Raw genomic sequence first — 19,643 nt, 5'->3', positions numbered from 1 at the left:
GGATTTAATTTATTACCAAATACGCACGCGCTCTTCTGGTGCTAGGTATAGTTTGTCACCCGGTTTAACGTCAAACGCTTTGTACCATGCATCATGGTTGCGAGGCGCAAGCGCTCTAAATTGCCCCGGTGCGTGTGTACCTGCTCGTAGCTGGTTTAGCATGCTTTGCTCAGTACGCTTTTCTTTCCATACCTGTGCCCAGGCAAGGAAGAAACGTTGGTCGCCAGTCAAGCCATCAATCACAGGTGCTTCTTTGCCGTTTAGGCTCAGTTTATATGCATGATAAGCCATTGCAAGGCCGCCCACGTCACCGATGTTTTCGCCAAGGCTATTACGACCGTTTACGAAGTTACCTTCAATAGGCTCATATTGGTTGTATTGTGCCGCGAGTTTGTCTGCCTTTTCTTCGAAAGCAGCGCGGTCGGCATCGGTCCACCAGTTACGTTGAATTCCGTTGGCATCTGATTTAGAACCTTGGTCGTCAAAGCCGTGGCCCATTTCGTGCCCTATCACCGCGCCAATACCGCCGTAGTTTACTGCAGGATCTGCATTTGGATCGAAGAATGGCGGTTGTAAAATTGCCGCAGGGAAAACGATTTCATTAAACGAGCTGTTGTAATAGGCGTTAACGCGTTGTGGTGTCATACCCCAGCGGTTACGATCGGTTTTTTCAAGCTCTTTGGCGATACTGTCATTGCGGAAAAACTCACGTAGGTTTTTCACATTCGTCATTAAGTTATCGCGGGTTAACGTTAACCCATCAAATGATTGCCATTTATCAGGGTAGCCAATCTTAGGAGTAAATGCGGCAAGTTTGGCCTGAGCATTTACTTTTGTTTCTTCACCCATCCAGTCTAAGCCTTCAATCCTTTCACCAAGCGCGGTGCGTAGGTTTTCAACCAATTCTGACATTTGTTTTTTAGAAGACTCTGGGAAGTAACGGGCAACGTACACTTTACCAATGGCAAAACCAAGAGAAGTGGTGCCAGACATTTCGCTGATTGCGCGTTTCCAACGTGCGCGCGGCTCTTGCTGACCACTTAAATGTTTGCCATAAAATTCAAAGTTAGTATTGAAGATATCTTCAGACAGCAACGATGCATTGCCGCTAATTGCGTGATAAGTTAAGTAGTCTTTCCAAACGGCCAAGTCTTCAGAGTTGATAAGTGCAATCATCGCTTTAATCGGCTCTGGCTGAGACATATTTAGCTGAGGCACCTTGTAGCCCGTTTCAGCAAAATATAAATCCCAATTAAAACCTGGGTACTGCGTAGCCAGCTCGTCACGTTTGACTTGATTTAACGTGAGGTCACGGTTTCTGCGTTTTTCGCGTGGCCAATGGCCCTCTGCAATTTTAGTTTCAAGTGCAAGAATGGCTTCTGCGCGCTCAGTCGGCTTGTCTTTACCCGCAAATTTAAGCATATCTGCAATATGTGCAACGTATGCTTCGCGAGTTTTAACAAAACGCTCAGCTTCTTCTAAATAGTAAGAGCGGTCTGGTAATCCAAGTCCGCCAGCACCCATCGACATCTCATATTTATTCGGATCTAGACGGTTAAACCACATACCGCCGCCGATCGGCGCATTGACGCCAGTTAGCCAAGATTGTCCAAATGCTTTGGTGAGGCCGTCAGTGCTATTAATGGCGTCAATGTCAGCAAGTAGTGGTTGAATAGGTTTAATATCAAGCTTATTGAGGGTTTCCACATCCATATAAGCATTGTAAAAATCGGCAATCAGCTGCTCTTCGGCGTTTAGGTTTTCGCCGTTAGCAATCTCTTCGATAATGGTTTTTACTTGTTCTTCACTGCGTTCAGCAAGTGCTGAGAATGCACCAAAACGCGTTTTGTCTGCTGGCATTTCGTAGTTTTTGTACCAAGTGCCGCTGGCGTACATAAAGAAATCATCGCCCGGTTTTACACTTTCATCGCGTGCACTGAGGTCAACACCAAAACTACCTAGTTCTGCCTTACCTGTTGCTATTGCCGCATTTTCTGCGTGTTTGATTTCACTTGTTGTGACTTGTGGCTCAGAGCAAGCTGTCAGCATGATGGCTGTGAGCGCACTTGCTATTATCGTTTTTTTCATTATGTAGTCTCTATTTAGTTCGAGAAGTGAGTCCGACAGTCGTCTTACTGTATTTACTATCGGGAATGGAACCATTGTCGAGTGAATACGCTTTTGCTGCAAGCATTTGAGTCGAATTGTTGGGAAATTCGCGATGAATGCGTTTTCAAAATGGAAAATGAGTGGTAGACATGCGATAGGAGCAGGCTTTAAATCAACAACAATATCCCTTATCATCTCGGCATTGTTATCGGTGCATTTGCACTGCATGGGCCACAAGAAACGAATTTATGCAATTATCACCAAGTTTAACGGCGCTTATAGAAGCGCTGCGTTGTTTACCCGGCATTGGACCTAAATCTGCGCAGCGTATTGCCTTTCATTTATTAGAGCGAGACAGAGAGGGTGGCAGCCAACTGGGGCAAAGCCTGACGCATGCGATGCAAGCCATCGGTCATTGCTCAAGCTGCCGAACATTTAGTGAGGTTGAGGTGTGTGATATTTGCCAAAGTATCAAGCGCCAAGACACAGGGCTACTTTGCGTGGTTGAATCGCCAACGGACGTATTGGCGATAGAGCAAACAGGGCAATTTAATGGCTTGTACTTTGTGTTGATGGGGCATTTATCGCCTCTGGATGGGATTGGCCCCAATGAAATCGGCCTTGATGTCCTGGAGCGTAAGCTAAGTGCCGGCAATATTAACGAAGTTATCTTAGCGACAAACCCAACGGTAGAAGGCGAAGCAACGGCACATTATATTTCTGAGTTATGCCATAAATATCAAGTTGAAGCATCGCGTATTGCTCACGGTATGCCTGTCGGCGGTGAGCTTGACCTGGTAGACGGTATGACGTTAATGCATGCGTTTAGTGGGCGCAAGAAGCTTTAATCTCACTTTTACCGATAAAAGCCTTGTTTTTTGAGCGATTGATCAAAAAAGCAGGGCGGTTTGTTAAAAATTTTGTTCAGTCTCTTGAAAGTTTTCTCTCCTCCCCCATATACCTAGCATATTGATAAAGAACACTGCATTAATTGCTTATATTGGAGAGAACAATGTCCGCAGCTCAAAAAGAAACATTAGGCTTTCAAACAGAAGTCAAACAATTACTAAACCTAATGATCCACTCTTTGTACTCAAACAAAGAGATCTTTTTACGCGAATTAGTATCTAACGCTTCAGACGCGGCTGACAAACTACGTTATTTAGCTTTGCAAAACGGTGACCTTTACGAAGGTGATGCAGAGCTTCGAGTTCGCCTAAGCGTAAACAAAGATGCAAAAACCATTACCATTTCTGACAATGGTATTGGTATGACGCGTGACGAAGTGATCAGTTCACTTGGAACCATCGCAAAATCAGGTACAGCTGATTTCTTTAAAAACCTAACTGGCGACCAAGCAAAAGATTCACAGCTGATTGGTCAGTTTGGTGTTGGTTTCTATTCCGCATTCATTGTTGCTGATAAAGTAACGGTTCGTACGCGTAAAGCGGGTGAGTCAGAGGCGGTTGAATGGGAATCGCAAGGTGAAGGCGACTTCACGATTGCTGAAATCGAAAAAGCAGAGCGCGGTACAGAGATCACACTACATCTTCGTGAAGAAGAAAGTGAGTTCCTTGAAACTTATCGCCTGCGCGGTATTGTGACCAAGTATTCAGATCACATTTCGATTCCTGTTGAACTTTATAAAGACCCGGTGCCTGAATCTGAAGGCCCAGATGGCGAGAAAATCGAAGCGCAACCTGGGGAGTGGGAAGCGATCAACAAAGCTACAGCACTTTGGACTCGCGATAAATCAGAGATCAGCGAAGAAGAATATAAAGAATTCTACAAGCATGTCGGGCATGATTGGGAAGAGCCACTCACTTGGGCACATAATAAAGTAGAAGGTAAAACTGAATACACCAGCCTACTTTATATCCCTAAAAAGGCACCTTTCGATTTGTATAATCGTGAGCGTCAAGCTGGCCTTAAGCTTTATGTACAACGCGTGTTCATCATGGATGACGCCGAGCAGTTTATGCCAAGCTACCTGCGCTTCGTGAAAGGCTTACTAGATTCTAACGATTTACCGCTTAACGTATCTCGTGAGATCCTACAAGACAACAAGATCACTCAAGCTATTCGTAAAGGCTGTACATCTCGTGTACTTAAAATGCTTGAGCGCATGGGCAAAAACAAACCAGAAGATTATCAGGCATTCTGGAATGAGTTTGGTAATGTGATCAAAGAAGGTCCTGCTGAAGATTTCGCAAACAAAGATGCCATCGCAAAACTATTACGCTTTAGCTCTACACATACTGACGAGAAAACACAAAATGTTTCTCTTGAGCAGTACATTGAGCGCATGAAAGAAGGCCAAGATAAGATTTACTATGTTGTGGCTGATAGCTTTGAAGCAGCAAAGAGCTCACCGCACCTTGAAATCTTCCGTAAGAAAGGCATTGAAGTCCTACTCTTGTCAGATCGTGTTGATGAGTGGATGATGAGCCATCTCACTGAATTCAACGAGAAGCCACTTCAGTCAATCACGCGTGGTGATCTTGACTTGGGTGATATGGATGACGAAGAAACGAAGAAAGCACACGAAGAAAGTGAGAAAGAAGTTGAAGGCCTAGTTGAGCGCGTGAAAACCGCGCTAGGTGATAAAGTGAAAGAAGTGCGCTTTACGCACCGCTTAACCGATTCTCCGGCGTGTGTGGTTGCAGACGATCATGACATGAGCTCTCAAATGCAAAAGCTGATGGAGCAGGTGGGTCAAGCTGTTCCTGAGTCTAAGCCGGTATTTGAACTTAACCCAGAGCACCAATTGGTTAAGCATTTGAATAACGAACAAGACGAAGACAAGTTTGGACAGTGGGCGGAAGTGCTCCTAGACCAAGCAATGCTTGCAGAGCGTGGTAGCCTGAAAGATCCAGCGGGCTTTGTAAGCCGTCTTAATAAGCTAATGCTAGATCTACAAAAGTAGTTGATATAATGTTGTGAAAAAGTCGGTCATTGTTAAGTGACCGGCTTTTTTGTGTTCACTGAGGGTCGCGAGAGTCGGTTATAGGCTCTTCAGTGCGCCAACAACTTCTTCGTAGTTTGGTTCTTTTGCTAAATTTTCTACCAGCTGCTTGTAAATAATCTTGTGTTCCTTATCTAACACAAAAATCGCACGACTGAGCAAGCCCATATCTTTAATCAACAAACCATAATTTTCACCAAAAGAATGCCATACGGCGTCTGATAATGTTTTAACTTTGTCGATATTTTCAGCTTTGCAAAAGCGCTTTTGCGCAAATGGTAAGTCCGCACTAATCGTCAGCATGGCAACATCTGGAAATTGGCTTGCTACTTTTTCATTGAAATGTTTGGTTTGTAGGCTGCAAGTGCCAGTATCTAGGCTTGGTACAACACTAATTAAAATCGCACGACTTTCAAAATCTTTCAGGGTAACCGGGCTGAAGTCAGCATCTGCCACCTTAAAATCCGGCGCAGCCTGACCTTGCTTTACACCAGTACCAAGCAATACCACCGCTTTACCTTGCGCTTTTACCTTGCCCATATCTACCGAGTTTTCTGGTAAATCATAAGCCAAAGAAATCGCGCTAAACAGACCACTCGCTAAAACTAACATTTTCAGCATAAAGTATTCCTTTTGAAGTTAACTTAATTGATTTGAGTGTATTATACTGACAGTAACTAACCAAGCTTAAGTGACATTTAGATTGTCAAGATGGCGTTGTTTTATTAACATATGTCGCAATTTTAAGCTTTTATCTCATAATTATAACTAAAACTTCCCGACATCGTGCCGATACGCATGGGAAACAGAAAGAGAGCTTGTATGTCAACACTAGTCCTAATTTGTGACGATTCAAAACTTGCCCGCCGGCAATTGGCACGCTCGTTGCCAGACGACTGGGACATTAAAGTAGAATTTGCAGAGAATGGACTCGATTGTATTAAACAAATTAAAGCACTCTCTCCAGAGATTCTATTCCTTGATCTAAATATGCCGCAAATGGATGGCTATGAAGTACTACAGGCCATTAGCGAGCAGGATTTATCTGTGCTTACTGTCGTTGTCTCCGGCGACATCCAGCCTAATGCACACCAACGAGTGATAGAGCTCGGTGCTATTGATTTTATCCGTAAGCCCTGTGATGCAGCTAAACTTGCTGAAATCATTGAGCATCATGGAATAAAAGACAAAGCAATCCGAGAAAGCTTAGTCCATAAACTTGGTGAGCAGCTAGATCCAGAGATCCGTGATATCTATCAAGAGCTTACAAACGTTGCTATGGGGCAGGCGGGTGATTTGTTGGCGCGATTGCTGAACGTATTCGTCGAATTACCCATCCCGAACGTTAATGTACTTGAAGTCAATGAGCTGCATATGGCACTTCAAGCGATTGATGCTAGCGCAACTACCTCGGGCGTTTGCCAAGGCTTTATTGGTGGTGGTGTTTCTGGTGAAGCGCTGCTACTGCTCAATGATTCCAGCTTCAAAGAGATCGCGTCCTTGATGAATTATCATGGCGATCTTAATACCAAAGTTGAACTTGAGCTCTTAATGGATATTAGCAACATTTTGATTGGCGCAATTTTAACGGGACTATCGAAGCAGCTTGATATGTCTTTTAGCCAAGGGCACCCTGTTGTACTTGGTCAGCATTGTGATGTAGCAGAGCTTGTGAAAGCCAACAAGGCGAGATGGCAAAGAACGCTCGCCATTGAGATTAGCTATGGCATAGAGCATCACAACATCAACTGTGACCTCATGCTGTTATTCACAGAAGACTCACTTAAAACATTAAAATACAAAGTAGCCTATTTATTGGATGATTAACTATGCCTGCAGCCGATTTTGATATGAATGAAATCCATTGGTTAATGGATATGTTTAACACCGTAGATGTTGGCTTGGTAGTGCTCGATCGCGACTACAAGGTATGTATATGGAATGGTTTTATGGAAAATCATTCAGGTTTATTACCAAGTGCGGTTAAAGATAAAGACATTTTTGACTTGTTCCCAAGCATTGATGAGCAATGGTTTAGATCAAAAGCTGAACCTGTATTTGTGCTAAAAAACCGGTCGTTTACTATCTGGGAACAGCAACCTTATATTTTCCGTTTTAAAAATTATCGGCCTATCACAGGCAAAGCGGATTATATGTATCAGAATGCGACCTTTATCCCTTTGACTACAGTGACAGGTGATGTAGGGCATCTTTGTGTGATCATTTACGATGTGACCGATGAAGCAATCAATAAGTTAGAGCTTGAGTCGCTGAATAAACAATTAGAGAAAATTAGCCGTACTGACAGTTTGACTCAGTTGCATAATCGAGGCTTTTGGGAAGAAAGCTTAAAGCAGGAGTTTAAGCGTTTAAAGCGTAATCAAGGACAAAGCGCACTGCTTATGTTTGATATTGACCACTTTAAAGGTATTAATGACGAATACGGTCACAGTGGTGGGGATGAGGCTATACGCCATATCTCAGACTTGCTGCGTAAAACACTACGAGAAACAGACACCGCAGGACGTTATGGTGGTGAAGAGTTTGCGGTCACTCTTCTCGATACTGACGTAAAAGGTGCAATTACTTTTGCTGAAAGACTGCGGTCGTTAATAGAAAACTCGTCGATTTACTATGATGAGCAGCAAATCAAGATCACGGTTAGCCTTGGTGTTGCCGTCTACGAAGAGTCTTTTGAAAAACATGAGCAATGGATTGAAGCGGCAGACAGCGCTTTGTACGTTTCGAAAGAGGGCGGAAGAAATCGCGTCACTGTATATTCTGAAGACATGGCCAGCGAGTAAATCTATCTTTATATGGTGGCTTTTAGCGCAATGCGGTTTTACCCACACAGCCACTTTATATTCTCATCCTGATACAACGACACTTTGCATAGTAAACTCTTTTGTTGCGATTATTCGCGTTTGCAGTATTGAATTTAATAACACGCATAATAGAAGCTAAAGTATCTGAGCATGAAAAGGAGTAGCAACCCAAGCTGTTTGCTTGCTCCTAATTCAAACTAATACCAATTATCTTAATTAAGTGATCTATTTTGAGGTGAGAAAATCTTGTCGATAACACCGCTACCGCGTCCTGCTATCGCCAAGGTACCTACATCCATGTAGGCAAGGCAAAAATTTTGCTATTTAGTTGTTCTAAATAAGAAATTTTTAACGCAGTTAGCGTCAGATTTACTCCTTCAAATTGAGCAAGTATTAAGACTAATTGGTATAAGAGGGCTACGACTCACTTTCTTCTTCAGGGCATTGAGCTATCTGCTCGATATTGCCGTTTTCATCAACTTGCTCAAGCCTCACTTTAAATCCCCATAAGCGATAAAGGTGCTTTATCACTTCTTGCTTTGAAGCGGCAAGTGGGATCCCGCCTTGCGGTACATATCTTAGTGTAAGCGAGCGATCCCCCCGTACATCAACATCATAGACTTGAATATTAGGCTCATGATTGCTCAAGTTGTACTGCGCCGAAAGGGCACTGCGAAGTTGTTGATAGCCCATTTCATCGTGAATAGGCCCGACCTCCAAATGCGGAGATTTCTGTTTGTCGACAATAGTAAAAAGCTTAAAGTCGCGCATGAGCTTTGGAGATAAAAATTGGCTGATAAAGCTCTCGTCTTTAAAGTTTTGCATCGCAAAATGCAGTGTATCTAGCCAGTTACTCCCCGCAAATTCAGGAAACCACTGCTTGTCTTCTTCCGTGGGGGTTTCGCAAATACGGCGAATATCGACCATCATATTAAAGCCGAGCGCATAGGGATTTATCCCTGAATAAAACTTACTATTGTATGGCGGTTGATACACAACATTAGTGTGGCTTTGCAAAAACTCCAACATAAAAGAATCACTTAGTTTCCCCTCGTCATATAAGTGATTCAAAATAGTGTAGTGCCAAAATGTTGCCCAGCCTTCGTTCATTACTTGAGTTTGTCTTTGTGGGTAGAAGTACTGTGATACTTTACGCACAATACGAATGATCTCGCGTTGCCAAGACTCCAGCAGCGGCGCATTTTTCTCGATAAAATACAGAATGTTTTCCTGAGGCTCTGATGGAAAATGGAGGCGGCTGTCGGTTTCTTCGTCTTCACCTTTGGGGATGGTCCGCCATAATTCGTTAACTTGTGACTGCAAATAATCTTCCCGTTCTTTTTGGCGCTTTTGCTCCTCAAACATTGAGATCCGTTGTGGCCTTTTATACCGATCAACCCCGTAATTCATTAAAGCATGACAAGAGTCAATAAGGTTTTCTACCTCATCTATACCGTACTTTTCTTCACATTTGGCTACATAATTTTTAGCGAATACCAAGTAATCAATGATGGAAGATGCGTCTGTCCATGTTTTAAATAGATAGTTCCCCTTGAAGAAAGAATTATGGCCATAACACGCATGCGCCATCACCAGTGCCTGCATAGGCATGGTATTCTCTTCCATTAAATAAGCAATACAAGGGTCAGAGTTAATCACTATCTCGTAGGCGAGGCCCATTTGACCGCGTTTGTAGGTTTGCTCTGTCTGAATAAACTTTTTACCGTAAGACCAATGTGCGTAACCAATTGGCATGCCTACACTTGAGTAGGCATCCATCATCTGCTCTGCTGTGATCACCTCAATTTGATTTGGGTAAGTGTCAAGTCTGTAATGCTCGGCTACACGAGCAATTTCCTGATGATAGGTATCAAGTAAATCAAAGGTCCAATCTGGACCATCGTCAATTGGCTGATATGTCATCGCGCAACCTCCCAAAAATTATGCCGCACTTTGCTTATCTTTGTTCTTCTTGAACAATTCTCTAAAGATAGGATAAATATCTTCTACACCTCGGATGTGCTGCATGGCAAAGTTGTCAAATGAGTTGGCTACTCCTTGATACTCCCGCCATAGGCTTTGGTGTGCTCGGGTAGTTATCTCTATATATGCATAGTAGCGGACAATTTTAAGTAGTTTATTAGAGAGTATCTGGGTGCATTGTGGAGAATCGTCTGCCCAGTTATCACCGTCAGAGGCTTGTGCGGCGTAAATATTCCAATCGCCTTGGGCATACCGCTCTTGAATGATTTCATCCATCAATTTCAATGCACTTGAGACAATTGTGCCACCGGTTTCTTGTGAGTAGAAAAACTCTTGTTCGTCTACTTCTTTTGCTTGGGTATGGTGGCGGATATAGACTACCTCAATATCTTTATAAGTACGGGTTAAGAACTGATAGAGCAAAATATAGAAACGCTTGGCCATGTCTTTTGTAGCTTGATCCATTGAGCCAGACACATCCATCAAGCAAAACATGACAGCTTTGCTGGTGGGATGTGGACGCCTTTCGTAATTACGAAAGCGTAAATCGTAATTGTCGATGAAAGGCACAGCGGCTATCTGCTCTTTTAGTACTTGGATCCGCAGTTCTATGTCATTAATTTTCTGTTGCGGAGGCACAGGTTCTGCAAGCATATTCGCAAGCTCTTCTTCAAGCTCTTTTAACTCTCGGCGTTTACTTGAGGTCATCGCGATACGCCGTGCCATAGAGCCTTTTAAACTGCGCACAATATCTAGGTTACTAGGCATACCATCGCTACAAAAGCCAGCTCTATGCGTTTTCATTTGCATTAATTTATCTAGCTGGCTTTGTTGTAGGTTGGGTAACTCTAAGTCTTCAAACAATAGGTCTAAGTATTCGTCTTTTGAAATAGAGAATACAAAGTCGTCTTGTCCTTCGCCTTGGTTACTTGCCTCGCCATCACCTGAACCACCACCTTGCCCAGAAGGGGGCGTTGGATCCGATCGCCCGTTGAAAATTGATCGTTGCCTGGGTGAATTAGCTCTCTGTCTCCCCCTTTACCTTGATGGAAAGTGGGCTCGCTGATATCTCGTTGTGGGATAGAAATGCTCTCGCCACTGGAGATATCAGTCACACTACGTTTATTGATGGCCTCTGAAACCGCTTTCTTTATCTGCTTTTTATAGCGGCGGATAAAACGTTGGCGGTTCAGAGTACTCTTATTTTTGCCGTTAAGACGGCGGTCAATAAAATGCGCCATATAACCCCCTCTTCATACTAACAAGTTACTGTGACTTTCTGACTCTTAAATACCATTCTGAAAGTAAGCGAACTTGTTTTTGGGTATAGCCTTTATCAACCATACGATTGACAAAGTCCTCATGCTTCTTCTGATCTTCAGCAGAGGTTTTTGCATTGAATGAAATTACAGGGAGTAAATCTTCGGTATTTGAGAACATTTTCTTCTCGATAACCGTTCTTAGTTTTTCATAGCTGGTCCATACTGGATTATCGCCATTGTGATGGGCTCTTGCTCTTAAAACAAAGTTGACTATCTCGTTACGGAAATCTTTTGGATTTGAAATGCCAGCTGGCTTTTCAATTTTTTCCAGTTCGCCGTTAAGCGCGGCTCTATCGAACAGTTGGCCTGTGTCTGGATCTCGATATTCCTGATCTTGGATCCAAAAGTCTGCATAAGTAACATAGCGGTCAAAGATATTTTGGCCGTACTCAGAGTAAGACTCGAGGTAAGCCGTTTGTAGCTCTTTACCGATAAACTCGACATATTGTGGGATAAGATACCCTTTTAGGTGACTAAGGTAGCGCTCTTGTACTTCGGCATTAAATTGTTCACGCTCAATTTGCTGCTCGAGTACATAGAATAAATGAACAGGGTTCGCTGCGACTTCACTGTGATCAAAGTTAAACACACGAGAGAGGATCTTAAAGGCAAAGCGAGTTGAAAGGCCATTCATACCTTCGTCGACACCTGCGTAGTCCCGGTATTCTTGATAGGACTTGGCTTTTGGATCTGTGTCTTTTAAGCTTTCACCATCGTATACGCGCATTTTTGAATAGATACTGGAGTTTTCAGGCTCTTTAATTCGAGACAGCGCCGAGAACTTAGCTAAAGTTTCCAATGTGCCAGGAGCACAAGGGGCCTCTCTTAATTCACTATTTTCAATGAGTTTCTCGTAAATTTTGACCTCTTCAGACACTCGTAAACAATAGGGCACTTTGACGATGTAAACACGGTCTAAAAATGCCTCGTTGTTTTTGTTGTTCTTAAAGGTTTGCCATTCTGACTCGTTAGAGTGGGCAAGTATGACGCCGCTAAATGGCAAGGCAGAAATACCTTCTGTACCATTGTAGTTGCCTTCTTGGGTTGCAGTTAGTAGTGGGTGTAGCACTTTAATGGGTGCTTTAAACATCTCTACAAACTCCATCAGACCTTGGTTTGCAAGACATAGCGCCCCAGAATAAGCATAGGCATCTGGATCGTTTTGAGCGAAATGCTCAAGTTTCCGTATATCGACTTTACCCACCAGTGCTGAGATATCTTGATTGTTCTCATCTCCCGGCTCTGTTTTCGCGATAGCCACTTGATCAAGAATAGAAGGGTAGCGTTTTACGACTTTAAATTGGGTAATATCTCCATTGTATTCATGTAAGCGTTTGGTCGCCCATGGAGACATAATCGTTTTGATATAGCGCGAAGGAATACCGTACTCTTTTTCTAACAACTCGGCATCTTCTTGTGGGCTGAACAAGCAGAGCGGGTGGTCGTTAACGGGTGAGCCTTTTAAAGAATAAATCGGCACCTTTTGCATCAAGTACTTGAGTTTTTCTGCGATAGACGATTTACCGCCACCCACCGGACCGAGCAAATAGAGTACTTGTTTACATTCTTCTAGGCCCTGTGCGGCATGTTTGAGATACGATACAATTTGCTCAATGGCATCCTCCATACCATAAAACTCATTGAAGGCAGGATATCGAGCTATTACTCTATTCGAAAACAGTCGGCTAAGCCTGGCATCTTTCGACGTATCGATCATTTCTGGTTCGCCTATTGCCATCAGAAGTCGCTCAGGTGCGCTGGCATAAGCTGATTTGTCATTTTTACAAATTTCAAGAAATTCCGCGATGGTGTACTCTTCTTCTTGCGCGGCTTCATATCTGGCCTGATAATGTTCAAATATTGTCATAACGACCTCCAATAAGCTACTTTGTGTGGATTGCGGATCACAGATTTGGAAAGGTTACTTAAAGCTTAGTCGCGATATACAATAATACCCAAAAAAAACTAGATTTTTTATGTATTAATGTTGAGTTACAGGCATAAAAAAGGGCGCATTTGCGCCCCATTATTGCATCAATACTGATAGTTGATGTTAAGCTAGGTTGCTATTAGCGAAATCCCAGTTAACAAGTGCCCAGAAACCTTTTAGGTAATCAGGACGAACATTACGGTAATCAATGTAGTAAGCATGTTCCCAAAGGTCAACTGTGATGATAGGGGTAACACCTTCTTCAGTCAGCGGAGTTGCTGCATTTGAAGTGTTAACGATATCTAGAGAGCCGTCAGCTAATTGTACTAACCAAGTCCAGCTTGAACCAAAGTTGTTAACTGCTTTGTCGTTGAAAGCTTCTTGGAATGCTGCGAACGAGCCCCATTTTGCATTAATTAGTTCAGCAACTTTACCTGTTGGTTCACCACCTGCATTTGGCGCAAGGCTGTGCCAGTAGAAGGTGTGGTTCCAGATTTGAGCAGCATTGTTGAAAACACCACCTTCAGAGCTACATACGATCTCTTCTAGTGATTTACCTTCAAAGTCAGTACCTTCAATAAGACCATTCAGCTTTACAACGTATGTGTTGTGGTGCTTACCGTGGTGGAACTCTAGTGTCTCTTGAGAGATGTGCGGCTCAAGAGCATTTAGTGCATAAGGTAGTGACGGTAGTTCAAATGCCATATTAATCTCCATTTTTTGGTTGATTTGCCAATAGCGCATACGAAAGGTAGCTAACATCAGCCCGCTTTTCTATACCATTGGCCTATATAGTGATACTATAATTCCCGACTATTTTACTCAAGTTTTGGCAAACAGCAATGTGTGCCAGCGACTTAATGACTTATAATACACATTCTTTGTGAACATATGCCGAATAGCAGTCAAAATGTAGAATATCATGACTGGCGGTCATGCTTATTTTAGCCATGTCTCCCAAGATTCTATCGTTGCTAGAAGCTAGGTATCATGAATGCAATGGGTGTTGTTAAAGTGAGTAGCAAGCTAAAACGCCGATGTTAAACTAAATATTGATAGGCATTGGACGAAACGTCATTTTGAGGTAACTAATGGAAACTATTGACAAGATTAAACAGCAGATCGAAGAAAACCCAATCATTCTATACATGAAAGGGTCGCCAAAACTACCTAATTGTGGTTTCTCTTCGCAGGCGTCTCAGGCATTGATGGCGTGTGGTGAACAGTTTGCTTATGTTGACATTTTATTAAATCCAGACATTCGTGCTGAACTACCGCATTATGCGAACTGGCCAACTTTCCCGCAGCTTTGGGTAGAAGGTGAGTTAATCGGTGGTTGTGACATCATCATTGAAATGTTCCAAAAGGGTGAGCTTCAACCTCTTATTGCTGAAACTGCAGCTAAATATAAGAAAGACGAAGCGGCAGCGGAATAAGTTACGCGCTGATGGCAGAGTACCTACTCTGCCATGCTTTATTTTCTAAAAGCTTTTCAAATATTTTCCAACCTACTTTTTCTGTAAATCTTGCTGTCTGTTGTCTGGCTAAACACCAGCAGGCTCATTGATTTAACATACCTTTACTTTTCTTAACGCTATTCGCATTTATCTAAACCGTAGAAACTCACTTTTCTTTATCAAATCAAGTTGACGTTAGCGTCAAGCTAAAAACACGCTCTGTTCTGCATACCTATATAAACAGTTTAATGGAAAGGGCTTCAATATTGAGTTTTGTTAAATGCAAAAAGTGAATAAATATTCACTTTTGCGTTAGTTTACGTTTACGTAAACGTTTGTCATTAATTGTACGTCATTGCATTTTTACCGGAGTGATACCGGTGTCATTTTACAAATTTATATTCACTATTTTCAAAGTGGCAAAATTATTACAGTTTTGGCTAACTTGTCTTACCAATGAGAAATATTCAAGTTTGTGAATATGTATTCATATTTGTGTTGACTCTACTTTCAATCAAGGCTAATTTTGAATATCTGCCAGCATTTCGTCGTACCGTCATGGGCTGGCCGTTGTAGCAAGGGGAGGAGTCTATGTTATACGACTCAAAATTAGAAAAAGATAACTGTGGATTTGGCTTGATTGCGCATGTGAGCGGTCAGCCAAGTCACAAATTGATCCGTACAGCAATCACAGGTTTGGACCGCATGCAGCACCGAGGTGGCATTTCTGCAGATGGCAAAACCGGCGATGGTTGCGGACTGTTATTACAAAAACCGGATAGTTTTTTCCGTGCCGTTGCAGCTGAAAACGATTGGCATGTGGGCAAAAACTATGCGGTAGGTATGATATTTTTAAATCAGGATCATGAGCTTGCAGCTACGGCTGAAAAAGTGATCAGTGAAGAATTAGAAAAAGAAACACTGACGCTCATTGGTTGGCGTGAAGTACCCACCGATCCATCTATGCTTGGTCCCATCGCCAAAGCGCAATTACCGCAGTTTAAACAGGTTTTTGTCGGTGCCCCAGAAGGGTGGCGTCCTAAAGATTTAGAGCGTCGTCTATATATAGCAAGGCGACGTATCGAGAAACGTTTAGAGCAAGATGAGCAGTTTTATATTTGTAGTTTGTCGGGCTTAGTAACTATCTACAAAGGCTTAATGATGCCGGCGGATCTACCGAATTTTTATACTGATCTTGCTGATATGCGTATGACCAGTGCGATTTGTGTATTCCATCAGCGCTTTTCAACCAATACACAGCCTCGATGGCCGTTGGCGCAGCCATTCCGTTATTTAGCTCACAATGGTGAGATCAACACCATTGAAGGTAACCGTCAGTGGGCGAGGGCACGTGCCTATAAGTTCGCATCACCGTTATTACCAGATTTGCAAAATGCGGCACCGTTTGTCAATGAAACGGGTTCTGACTCGTCTAGTTTAGATAACATGCTGGAGCTATTTTTAGCCGGTGGTATGGACTTATTCCGCGCTATGCGGTTGTTAGTGCCACCCGCATGGCAAAAAAATCGTGCCATGGATGACGACTTACGAGCATTCTATGACTTCAACTCCATGCATATGGAACCGTGGGATGGTCCTGCAGGTATCGTGATGTCTGATGGGCGCTTTGCTGCCTGTAACTTGGACCGTAACGGCCTTCGTCCTGCCCGCTATGTGATCACCCAAGACGGTTTTATCACGCTTGCCTCAGAAGTGGGCATTTGGGATTACGCGCCAGATGAAGTCATCGAAAAAGGTCGCGTGGGCCCAGGTGAATTGCTGGTGGTCGATACCTTACATGGTAAGATTTGGCAGTCTGATGAAATCGATCAAGATTTGAAATCGAGACACCCATACAAAACATGGCTTGAGCAAAACGTTAAACGGTTAACGCCATTTGAAGCACTAGATGAGAAAGCGGCTGGCAAGCGCGACCTTGACGATGAAACCTTGCTGACCTATCAGAAGCAGTTTGGTTATACCAACGAAGAACTTGACCAAGTGATCCGCGTGATGGGCGAAAATGGCCAAGAAGCAACTGGCTCAATGGGTGACGATACGCCGTTCGCCGTGCTATCTGAAGGACACCGTTCGATATTTGACTACTTCCGCCAGAAGTTTGCTCAGGTCACGAATCCGCCAATCGACCCATTACGTGAAAACCACGTGATGTCACTCGCGACTTGTATTGGCCGCGAGCAGAACGTTTTTAACGAAACCACAGGCCATGCTAAACGTCTTCAGTTTGCCTCGCCGGTACTGACTTACTCTGACATGCAGCAGCTATTAACTGCCGATGACGACCATTACTGTGCGTGTAAAATTTCATTGATCTACGGAGCTGAAGAGTCACTGCAAGATGCAATCAAGCGCATTTGTGATGAAGCCGTTGCAAAAGCAGGTTCCGGATGCGTGATGTTAGTGCTAAGCGACCGAGAAATAGCAGCAGGCAAGCAAGTTATCCCTGCGGCGATGGCCGTGGGGGCAGTACAAAGGCGACTAGTGGATGGCAATCTGCGTTGCGATACCAATATTTTAGTTGAAACAGGTAGTGTGAGAGATCCACACCAGTTTGCCGTTCTGCTTGGTTTTGGTGCAACGGCGGTTTATCCCTATTTAGCATACGAAACCCTCGTTGCAATGTGTGATAAGAAGATCATTAGAAAGTCTTATCGCGAGGTGACTTTGTCTTATCGCGGTGCGATCAATAAAGGCTTATATAAAATTATGTCGAAGATGGGGATCAGCACCATTGCTTCTTATCGTTGTTCGATGTTGTTTGAAGCCGTCGGTTTATCCGATGAGGTGGTTGAATTATGCTTCAAAGGGGTTGCAAACCGTATTAAAGGTGCGTGTTTTGACGACTTTGCATTGGAGCAACAGCAGCTCAACAAATTGGCATTTAGCAAGCGTAAGCTACTATCACACGGTGGATTATTAAAGTATGTGCATGGTGGGGAATACCATGCGTATAACCCAGATGTCGTGCAAACTTTGCAGACCGCAGTGCGCTCGGGTAATTATCAAGACTACGTTAAATACGCGGAGCTGGTAAATAACCGGCCAATTACGAATCTGCGAGACATGCTTAAGCTGAATACGGCGCAGCAAGCAATCGATATCAACGATGTTGAGCCTGCGACTGAGCTATACAAACGTTTTGACTCGGCTGCGATGAGTATCGGTGCATTATCACCAGAAGCTCATGAAGCGTTAGCGATTGCGATGAATCGCCTCGGCGGTTGTTCTAATTCTGGTGAGGGTGGTGAGGATAAGCTACGTTTTGGTACCGAAAAGAATTCGCGTATTAAGCAGGTTGCTTCTGGTCGATTCGGTGTGACACCACACTATTTACGTTCAGCTGACGTCATTCAAATCAAAGTTGCTCAAGGGGCAAAACCAGGCGAGGGTGGCCAGCTTCCGGGTGAAAAAGTCACCCCTTATATCGCGAAGCTACGCTATTCGGTTCCTGGTGTTACTTTGATTTCGCCACCGCCGCATCACGATATTTATTCGATTGAAGACTTAGCTCAGCTTATTTTCGACCTCAAACAGGTTAACCCTGAAGCGATGATCTCGGTCAAATTGGTTTCAGAACCCGGTGTCGGCACAATTGCGACTGGTGTAGCTAAAGCGTATGCCGATCTCATTACCATTGCCGGTTATGATGGCGGTACCGGGGCGAGTCCTCTGACATCGGTAAAGTATGCCGGTAGCCCTTGGGAGCTTGGCCTTGCAGAAACGCAACAGGCGCTGGTTGAAAATGGTCTACGCCACCGCATTAGGTTACAAACGGATGGCGGCTTAAAGACCGGATTAGATATCATTAAAGCTGCAATTTTGGGTGCAGAGAGCTTTGGTTTTGGTACTGGCCCTATGGTTGCGCTTGGCTGTAAATACCTGCGGATCTGTCATCTTAATAACTGCGCAACAGGCGTTGCGACACAAGATGATACGCTGCGTCAAAAGCATTATCACGGGTTGCCAGAAATGGCGATGAACTACTTTAAGTTTATTGCGCAAGAGGCTCGTGAACTGATGGCGTCTTTGGGAGTTGCAAAACTCACCGATTTAATTGGCAGAACGGATCTACTTGAAGCCATTGAGGGTAATACGGCGAAGCAGAAAAAGCTCGACTTAAGCCCGCTTTTAGCGAAGCCGAACAATCCCTCAAATGAAGCGCTGTATTGCACGCATATTAATCCATCACATTACAGTGGTGCGTTGAATGAAAGTTTGCTTGCGAAAGCGAAGACAGCAATCGACGAAATGACGGGTATCTCGTTGGTGAGTCGTATTTCCAATACAGATCGCTCTATCGGTGCAATGTTGTCTGGTTATATCGCTAGTAAACATGGTAACCAAGGTATGGCGGCAGATCCAATCGCACTTGAGTTACATGGTACTGCTGGACAATCGTTTGGGGTATGGAACGCCGGTGGACTTGAAATGACTTTAGTCGGCGATGCTAACGACTACGTTGGTAAAGGGATGGCTGGTGGAAAGCTGGTTGTTCGTCCTCCTATCGGCTCTAGCTTTGCCTCTCATCAGGCGGCTATCATCGGCAACACCTGTTTATATGGTGCGACTGGCGGCAAGTTGTTTGCAGCAGGTCGCGCCGGAGAGCGCTTTGCGGTACGTAACTCGGGTGTTCAAGCGGTTGTTGAAGGGCTTGGTGATAATGGCTGCGAATACATGACGGGAGGCGTGGTATGTGTGCTTGGTCAAGTTGGTGTTAACTTTGGTGCAGGCATGACAGGTGGCTTTGCCTATGTACTTGATGAAGAAAGTGATTTTGATAAGCGGATCAACCCTGAGTTGGTCGAGCTGGTAGACCTCAAAGCGCTTGCATCGCACCAAGAACATTTACGCGGTTTAATTGCAGAGCATCTAGATTTAACGAGCTCAACCCGTGCTGAGCAGATCTTAGCTAACTTTGAGTTGTATTTACCAATGTTTAAATTGGTAAAGCCAAAGTCGAGTGATTTAAACAGTTTACTTGGCCACCGAGCGCGTAGTAGCGCTGAGCTAAGAATTCAGGCGCAGTAGGAG

At 43.8% G+C, this 19,643-nt stretch carries 11 protein-coding genes and 1 pseudogene; 6 read left to right on the top strand and 6 right to left on the bottom strand.

The genetic code is table 11. The annotated features are described in order from the left end of the window. Positions 1–12 precede the first annotated feature (12 nt). Positions 13–2,088 (bottom strand): M13 family metallopeptidase, encoded by a 2,076-nt coding sequence (locus B1L02_RS10470; protein ID WP_088530965.1) that lies wholly within the window; start codon positions 2,086–2,088, stop codon positions 13–15. A 269-nt stretch (positions 2,089–2,357) separates the two neighbouring features. On the opposite strand from B1L02_RS10470, the gene recR reads away from it, so the two are divergent. Together recR and htpG are read left to right on the top strand one after the other, a co-directional pair. After that, positions 2,358–2,957, top strand: coding sequence for a recombination mediator RecR (gene recR, locus B1L02_RS10465; protein ID WP_010606421.1), 600 nt, complete (start codon positions 2,358–2,360; stop codon positions 2,955–2,957). 164 nt (positions 2,958–3,121) lie between these two features. After that, positions 3,122–5,035 (top strand): molecular chaperone HtpG, encoded by a 1,914-nt coding sequence (gene htpG, locus B1L02_RS10460; protein ID WP_010606422.1) that lies wholly within the window; start codon positions 3,122–3,124, stop codon positions 5,033–5,035. Positions 5,036–5,113: 78 nt separating this feature from the next. On the opposite strand, the gene tpx is transcribed toward htpG, so the two are convergent. Beyond that, positions 5,114–5,695, bottom strand: coding sequence for a thiol peroxidase (gene tpx, locus B1L02_RS10455; protein ID WP_088530964.1), 582 nt, complete (start codon positions 5,693–5,695; stop codon positions 5,114–5,116). A gap of 201 nt (positions 5,696–5,896) precedes the next feature. Here tpx and B1L02_RS10450 point away from each other — a divergent pair, with 201 nt between their 5' ends. After that, complete coding sequence (locus B1L02_RS10450; protein WP_010375391.1) at positions 5,897–6,901, top strand: response regulator; 1,005 nt, start codon at positions 5,897–5,899, stop codon at positions 6,899–6,901. A gap of 2 nt (positions 6,902–6,903) precedes the next feature. Further along, on the top strand, positions 6,904–7,878 hold the full coding sequence (locus tag B1L02_RS10445) for a sensor domain-containing diguanylate cyclase (RefSeq protein WP_088530963.1): 975 nt from the start codon (positions 6,904–6,906) through the stop codon (positions 7,876–7,878). A gap of 438 nt (positions 7,879–8,316) precedes the next feature. Here B1L02_RS10445 and B1L02_RS10440 read toward each other — a convergent pair whose 3' ends face one another. The 4 genes and pseudogenes from B1L02_RS10440 to B1L02_RS10425 all read right to left on the bottom strand — a co-directional run bounded on the left by B1L02_RS10440 (position 8,317) and on the right by B1L02_RS10425 (position 13,839). Next, positions 8,317–9,822: a SpoVR family protein gene (locus B1L02_RS10440; RefSeq protein ID WP_088530962.1), complete on the bottom strand. Its 1,506-nt coding sequence runs from the start codon at positions 9,820–9,822 to the stop codon at positions 8,317–8,319. 18 nt (positions 9,823–9,840) lie between these two features. Beyond that, positions 9,841–11,123, bottom strand: a pseudogene (locus tag B1L02_RS10435) (YeaH/YhbH family protein). 25 nt (positions 11,124–11,148) lie between these two features. Then, positions 11,149–13,071, bottom strand: a complete 1,923-nt coding sequence (locus B1L02_RS10430; RefSeq protein WP_088530961.1) for a PrkA family serine protein kinase — start codon at positions 13,069–13,071, stop codon at positions 11,149–11,151. Between the two features lie 186 nt (positions 13,072–13,257). Then, complete coding sequence (locus B1L02_RS10425; RefSeq protein ID WP_088532266.1) at positions 13,258–13,839, bottom strand: Fe-Mn family superoxide dismutase; 582 nt, start codon at positions 13,837–13,839, stop codon at positions 13,258–13,260. A 386-nt stretch (positions 13,840–14,225) separates the two neighbouring features. On the opposite strand from B1L02_RS10425, the gene B1L02_RS10420 reads away from it, so the two are divergent. Together B1L02_RS10420 and gltB are read left to right on the top strand one after the other, a co-directional pair. Further along, complete coding sequence (locus tag B1L02_RS10420; protein WP_010375406.1) at positions 14,226–14,570, top strand: Grx4 family monothiol glutaredoxin; 345 nt, start codon at positions 14,226–14,228, stop codon at positions 14,568–14,570. Positions 14,571–15,182: 612 nt separating this feature from the next. Continuing rightward, positions 15,183–19,640 (top strand): glutamate synthase large subunit, encoded by a 4,458-nt coding sequence (gltB, locus tag B1L02_RS10415; RefSeq protein ID WP_088530960.1) that lies wholly within the window; start codon positions 15,183–15,185, stop codon positions 19,638–19,640. Positions 19,641–19,643 lie beyond the last annotated feature (3 nt).

Origin of the sequence: Pseudoalteromonas piscicida (genome assembly GCF_002208135.1) — a bacterium.
GTDB classification, from domain to species: Bacteria; Pseudomonadota; Gammaproteobacteria; order Enterobacterales; family Alteromonadaceae; genus Pseudoalteromonas; species Pseudoalteromonas piscicida_A.
Note: the sequence above shows the minus strand (reverse complement) of the source record. Positions and strands in the feature narration are given on the sequence as shown.

Coding starts and splice junctions, on each gene's coding strand:
- B1L02_RS10430 (WP_088530961.1), bottom strand. CDS start 13,071: ATGACAATATTTGAACATTATCAGGCCAGATATGAAGCCGCGCAAGAA.
- gltB (WP_088530960.1), top strand. CDS start 15,183: ATGTTATACGACTCAAAATTAGAAAAAGATAACTGTGGATTTGGCTTG.
- B1L02_RS10425 (WP_088532266.1), bottom strand. CDS start 13,839: ATGGCATTTGAACTACCGTCACTACCTTATGCACTAAATGCTCTTGAG.
- B1L02_RS10470 (WP_088530965.1), bottom strand. CDS start 2,088: ATGAAAAAAACGATAATAGCAAGTGCGCTCACAGCCATCATGCTGACA.
- B1L02_RS10420 (WP_010375406.1), top strand. CDS start 14,226: ATGGAAACTATTGACAAGATTAAACAGCAGATCGAAGAAAACCCAATC.
- htpG (WP_010606422.1), top strand. CDS start 3,122: ATGTCCGCAGCTCAAAAAGAAACATTAGGCTTTCAAACAGAAGTCAAA.
- tpx (WP_088530964.1), bottom strand. CDS start 5,695: ATGCTGAAAATGTTAGTTTTAGCGAGTGGTCTGTTTAGCGCGATTTCT.
- B1L02_RS10440 (WP_088530962.1), bottom strand. CDS start 9,822: ATGACATATCAGCCAATTGACGATGGTCCAGATTGGACCTTTGATTTA.
- B1L02_RS10450 (WP_010375391.1), top strand. CDS start 5,897: ATGTCAACACTAGTCCTAATTTGTGACGATTCAAAACTTGCCCGCCGG.
- recR (WP_010606421.1), top strand. CDS start 2,358: ATGCAATTATCACCAAGTTTAACGGCGCTTATAGAAGCGCTGCGTTGT.
- B1L02_RS10445 (WP_088530963.1), top strand. CDS start 6,904: ATGCCTGCAGCCGATTTTGATATGAATGAAATCCATTGGTTAATGGAT.